The organism is Kitasatospora sp. NPDC001527, assembly GCF_040298605.1.
In the GTDB taxonomy this organism is placed as follows: domain Bacteria; phylum Actinomycetota; class Actinomycetes; order Streptomycetales; family Streptomycetaceae; genus Kitasatospora.
The window spans coordinates 1-5,319 of the sequence record NZ_JBEPAM010000106.1 but is presented as its reverse complement, the minus strand read 5'-3'; the positions used below and the strand labels follow the sequence as shown (position 1 = coordinate 5,319).

General features: G+C 75.5%; 4 protein-coding genes. 2 read left to right on the top strand and 2 right to left on the bottom strand.

The features are described from left to right. Positions 1 to 178: 178 nt before the first annotated feature. Positions 179 to 2,056 carry a CocE/NonD family hydrolase gene (locus tag ABT238_RS38455; protein ID WP_350807265.1) on the top strand — a complete coding sequence of 626 codons (1,878 nt, stop codon included), beginning with the start codon at positions 179 to 181 and terminating at the stop codon, positions 2,054 to 2,056. A 54-nt stretch (positions 2,057 to 2,110) separates the two neighbouring features. Here the strand turns inward: ABT238_RS38455 and ABT238_RS38450 are convergent, their stop codons facing one another. Together ABT238_RS38450 and ABT238_RS38445 are read right to left on the bottom strand one after the other, a co-directional pair. Continuing rightward, positions 2,111 to 3,358 carry a hypothetical protein gene (locus ABT238_RS38450; RefSeq protein WP_350807262.1) on the bottom strand — a complete coding sequence of 416 codons (1,248 nt, stop codon included), beginning with the start codon at positions 3,356 to 3,358 and terminating at the stop codon, positions 2,111 to 2,113. Then, the gene (locus ABT238_RS38445) at positions 3,348 to 3,905 is read right to left on the bottom strand and encodes a SigE family RNA polymerase sigma factor (RefSeq protein ID WP_350569138.1); all 558 of its coding nucleotides are present in this window, start codon (positions 3,903 to 3,905) and stop codon (positions 3,348 to 3,350) included. Before ABT238_RS38445 ends, ABT238_RS38450 begins: the two co-directional genes overlap by 11 nt. Positions 3,906 to 4,284: 379 nt before the next feature. On the opposite strand from ABT238_RS38445, the gene ABT238_RS38440 reads away from it, so the two are divergent. After that, entirely contained in the window at positions 4,285 to 4,827 is a 543-nt protein-coding gene (locus ABT238_RS38440) for a transglutaminase domain-containing protein (RefSeq protein ID WP_350807258.1), read from the top strand. Positions 4,828 to 5,319: the final 492 nt, after the last annotated feature.

Sequence of the window (5,319 nt, the reverse complement as noted above, 5' to 3'; positions counted from 1 at the left end):
CCGCTCGTCGCTGTCGCGCCGCGCGTCGCCGCCCGTGTGCTTCTCCTCCGCGCCCCGCCCCCGCCCGCCCCCCCCCCCCCCCGCGGCCGCGCCCCCCCCCCCCCCCCCCCGCCCGCGCGCCCGCTTCCTCCCCTACTGTCGGAATGATCCGCACCGACCGGGACCCGATGGAGCGGCCATGCCCTCGTACCCCTACCGCAGCACCCGCGAGGACCTGCGCGTCCCCCTCCCCGACGGCACCGAGCTGTACGCCCGCCTCTGGCGCCCGGTGACCGAGGAGCCCGTCCCCGTCGTCCTGGAGTACTCCACCGGCCGCCTCACCGACTGGACCGCCACCGACGACGCCCGCCGCCACCCCTGGATCGCCGGCCACGGCCACGCCGCCGTCCGGGTCGACGCCCGGGGGCACGGCAACTCCGGCGGCGTCGCGTCCACCGACGACAGCCTCGCCGCCGACGGCGCGGAGGTCGTCCGGTGGCTCGCCGCCCGGCCCTGGTGCAGCGGCCGGGTCGGCCTGCTCGGCACCGGCGCCGCCGGGGACCTCGCCCTGCGCCTGGCCGCCCTCGCCCCGGACGCCGTGCACGCCGCGGTCGTCGCCTGCCCCGACGGCCCGCACCGCCTCGGCGGCGCCGTCCTCGCCGCCGACGGCCACACCCGGGCCACCGACCGGCTCGCCGACGCGGCCCGCCCACCGGACCCGCAGTACGTCGGCGACGCCTGGCGGGCGATGTGGCTGGCCCGGCTCGACGCCCTCGAACCACCGCTCGCCGGCTGGCTCGCCGCCCCTGCCGGGCCCGGGCCGGCCGCCACCGTCCCCACCCTCGCCGTCGCCGGCTGGTCGGACCCCTCCGCCGCCGCCGTCCTCGCCCTGGCGGGCAGCGCCGCGCCCCCCGTCCGCGCCGTCCTCGGCCCCTGGTCGCACGGCCTGCCCGACGAACTCCTCCCCGAGGCGCTGCGCTGGTACGACCACTGGCTGCGCGACCTCGACGCCGGCGCCCTCGACGCCCCCGCCCTGCGCAGCTGGCGCACCGACCACTGGTGCGGCGACGACCCCTGGCCCTCCCCCGCCGTCCGCGAGGTCCACTACGGCCTCGACGGCCCGCTGCGCACCGCCGGCACCGCCTCCGAGGACCGCTGGGTGCACGTCCGCTCGCCGCAGCACACCGGCCTCAACGCCGGCTCCTACGTCCCGCTCGGCCGCCCCGCCGACCAGCCGCCCGACCAGCGGGAGGAGGACGGCCGCTCGGTCTGCTTCGACTCCCGGCCGCTGCCCGAACCGCTGGATCTGCTCGGCACGCCGTCCCTGGCCCTGCACCTGCGCCCGGAGGCCGCGCCCGCCCCGGTCGCGGCCCCGGTCGCCGCCCTGATCGCCGCCCGCCTGTGCGCCGTCGCCCCCGACGGCACCTCCACCCTGCTCACCCGCGGCGTCCTCGCCCCCGCCTCCGGCGCCACCGACGCCACCGTGCTGTTCGCGCCGACCGGCGCCACCGTCCCGACCGGCCACCGCCTGCGGCTCGCCGTCTCCTCCAGCTACTGGCCGTGGATCTGGCCCGGCCCCGAACCGTCCGGCTTCGCCCTCGACCCCTCCCGCTCCGCCCTCACCCTCCCGGTCCGCCCGCCCACCCCGCCGGCCGAGGACCTCACCTTCCGCTCCCCCACCCTCCCCCTGCCGCCCCCGCTGCACCTCACCGAGCCGCTCACCGCCCGCCCCGAACGCGTCACCGTCCACGACATCGGCCGCCGCGAGTGGCGCACCGAGCTCTCCCCGGCCGGCGACGGCACCCGCACCCACCCCGACGGCCTGGTCCGCGCCGAGGAGACCGTCACCGCCTACCGCGTCCTCGCCGCCACCCCCCTCAGTGCCCTCGCCCGCACCGACCGCACCGTCCGCCTGGAGCGCCCCGCCATCGGCTGGGACGTCACCGTCCGCACCCGCACCGAACTCCGCTGCGACCCCACCCACCTCCTCGCCCACACCCAGCTCCGCGCCGAGGAGGCGGGCAACGTCGTCTTCACCCGCGAATGGCGCCACCGCATCCCTCGCGGCGGCTCCTGACCCGCTCTCCGTTCCGCCCTCCGCTCCGGCCTCCGTGCCGGCCGGGGCGAGGGGTCACTTCCGCCAGTCGGGCGCCAGGACGGCGGCCTTGAGCTGGTCCACCGAGAGCGCCGGCTCGCCGGGCCGGAAGTCGTAGCCGTTCTCGCCGTTCCACTCGTACAACTGCACGTTCCGGCCGTCCGGGTAGTACACCTGCGCCGTCCAGTGCAGCACCGGGTCGGTGGCGGTCTTGCCGTTGCCGAACCGGTTGGTGACCACGAGGGTGCCGTCGGGCAGCTTCTCCCGCACCTCCAGCGGGGTCGGCAGCCCCTCCTCGGCGCCCTTCCTGTTCTTGCGTCCCTGCTCCCCGGCCGGTTCGACGAGGACCGAGACCTTGCTGGTCCGCTCCCCGGCCGTGACCGTCAGCGTGGCGTGCTGCTCGTCCGCGCCGGACGGCGCCGTGCCCGGCGGGAGCAGCCTGGTGAGCGTCGCGAGCAGCTCGGCCGGGGACGGCGTCGCCGCCTGCTTCGGCTGCTCCTCCTCCTTCGGCGGCTTCGGCGCGTCGGGGTTCGGCGGCATCGCGGCGACCACCCGGGCCCAGGCCGGCGAGGTCACCATCGACGCCAACTGCCCGGCGTCCAGCGGCGGTTCCTCCCGGGCCGGGGTGGCCGGCTGCCCGTTGTACTCGGTGACCCGGACCACCGTGCCGTCGGGCAGCGCCCACGTCCCCTGCCACTGGCGCTGGCCGGGGAAGTTGCTGTCCCGCCGCTTGTCGATCACCACGACCGAGCCGTCCTCCCGCACGGTGCGCTCGCACGAGTCCTGCGGCGTGGTGAACGGGTCCGAGCAGCGGGCCGCCTCGTCGGGGCGCTGCGTGCCGCGGTCGACGCTGTAGACGATCACGCTCACGCCCTTGCCGTCGTCGAACTCCAGCACCCCGAAGTTCTGGTGCTCGCCCCGCGACGCCTTCGAACTGCCGGGCGTCTCCGCGATCTTCGACTCCACCGACCCCGGCGGCAGCAGCCCCGTCACCAGCTGCACCACCTCCTCGGCGGTCATCGGCCGCACCGGCTCGGCGGCCGGCCCGAACAGCTGCGCCCCCGCACCCCCGCCGAGCACGCCGGCACCGCCGGCCACCAGCACCGCCACCGCCACCGCGCCCACCAGCGCGGCCCGCCGCCGGCCGCGGCGGCGCCGCCCGCGCCGCTCCGCTCCGGCGGCCAGGCCGAACAGCGCGTCCTCCGGGGCGAGGTCGGCCGCGCCGCGCAACGCGCGGGCGAACTCCGCCTCGAAGTCCTGTCCGTGCTCCTCCTCAACCGGCATGACGCAACCCCGCCTTCTCCATCGCCGCCACCGAATCCGCCCCCAACGCGCCCCGCATCCGCGCCAGCGCCCGGCTGCTGCGCGAGCGCACGGCGGTGCTGCTCAACCGCAGCGCCGCCGCCGTCTCCTCCACGCTCCGGTCCTCCCAGAAGCGCAGCACCAGCACCGCCCGGTCCTGCGCCGGCAACTCCCCGAGCGCCCGCAGCAGCGTGAGCCGCAGCGCGGGGTCCGGGTCGACGACGGCGACGTCCGGCAGGACGTCGGTGACCCGCTCGGTGCTGCTGCGCCGGCGGCGGTGCGAGAGGAAGGTGTTCACCAGGACGGTCTGCGCGTACCCGCTGGGGTTCTCCAGCCGCGAGATCCGCCGCCACTTCACGAAGACCCGGCCGAGCGCCTCCTGCACCAGATCCTCGGCGAGATGCGCGTCACCCCCGGTGAGGAGAAACGCCGTCCGCAACAGCTGGCGCCCCCGCGACGCCACGAAGGCCGGAAAGTCGGGCGCCTCGACGGGCGGCGCCCCCGACTCGGCCGCCAATATGTGCTCCATACCCTTCTAACGCGATCACCCGATGGTCTTGTGGCACCGCAGTCCCACTCGCCCTTCAGCATGCCCCACCCGGCAGGAACCACCGGCGCTACTTGAACGCGTTCAAAATCTCTGGAAGACTGAGCCCCCGTCAGGACGGGAGGAGCCGGTCATGGTGAGTACGCTGCTGACGCCGCGCGGAAGAGCACGACAAGCCGCACCAGGCGACAACAGCGCACACGGAAGCGCGGCACCCACGCCCATCCTCGGTTGGCGACACCCGCGCGTCCGGTCCGCCCTGCGGCTGATCGGCATGCCGCCCTCCGGAGGGGAGGGGGCGGCGTGCACGGTGACGTACCTCCGTCACGCACACCGGTGGATCTCCACGGAGGTCCGCCCCGTGTACTCGGTGGAGGAGCGGCGACCGGTCTCCGAGGTCCTGCGACTCGGCCGCGGCTCCTGCAGCCAGCGGATGGCCGTGCTGGAGGCGGTCGCACGGGCGCAGGGCATCCCGACCCGAGTGCGCGGCCTCGTCGTGGACGGCTCCTTCTGGTACCCACGTTTCCCCCGGATGCGTCGGCTCGTCCCCGACCAAGTGGTGCTGGCCTGGCCGGAGTTCCGCATCGCCACCTCCTGGCTGCCGATTTCCGACCTCTTCGCCGACAGCCCCAACCCGCACGAACGAGCCGACGGCGGATTCACCAACGCCGGCCCGGAGACCCTCTTCGAGGCACTGTCCAGAACGAACGTCGACTGGGACGGACCCACCACCACCTGCCCCGCATCGGCCGCCGCCCCGTGCGACCTCTCGGCCTACCTCCTCACGGACCTCGGACACTTCAACTCCCGGGACGACCTCTTCACCCGCCACGGCCAAACCCTCTGCGCCCCGGCACGACTCCTCGCCGAACCCATCCTCGGCCGCCGAGCAGCCGGACTCTGACGCCCACGCCAACGAGGACAGGCACCCTCACCCGAGGCCCACCAGCCCATCAGCTACGGCCGCCCCCAGCGCAGGAGGCGTCCCGCTCCAGCTCGTCCAGCGCCTGGGGGCGCTGGACGATGTGCTCAAGGAACTCGGCCGGCATTCGGACGCAGTGGTCCAGAGGCAGTGACCGTCGGTGAGGTCGCGGGAACCGTTGGCGCGTGAGCACAGCCGGCACCATGATGCCCCCGTCCAGGATCCGGTGATCTGGCCGTTCACCAGACGTCCGGTTCTCCGGCGACCTCCAGAAACCAAGCGGCCGCACCGTCGGTGGGCGTCGTCACGTCACCACCGGCCGCCCGGCGCGAGGTGCCGGGCGGCCGACGGGGACGATCAGCCGGGGCTTCAGCTGGTCGCGATCGAGGTGTCGTCGATCACGAAGCTGGTCTGCAGCGACGCGTCCTCGGTGCCGTTGAACTTGAGGGTCACCGTCTGGCCGGCGTAGGCCGA

Coding starts and splice junctions, on each gene's coding strand:
- ABT238_RS38455 (WP_350807265.1), top strand. CDS start 179: ATGCCCTCGTACCCCTACCGCAGCACCCGCGAGGACCTGCGCGTCCCC.
- ABT238_RS38450 (WP_350807262.1), bottom strand. CDS start 3,358: ATGCCGGTTGAGGAGGAGCACGGACAGGACTTCGAGGCGGAGTTCGCC.
- ABT238_RS38445 (WP_350569138.1), bottom strand. CDS start 3,905: ATGGAGCACATATTGGCGGCCGAGTCGGGGGCGCCGCCCGTCGAGGCG.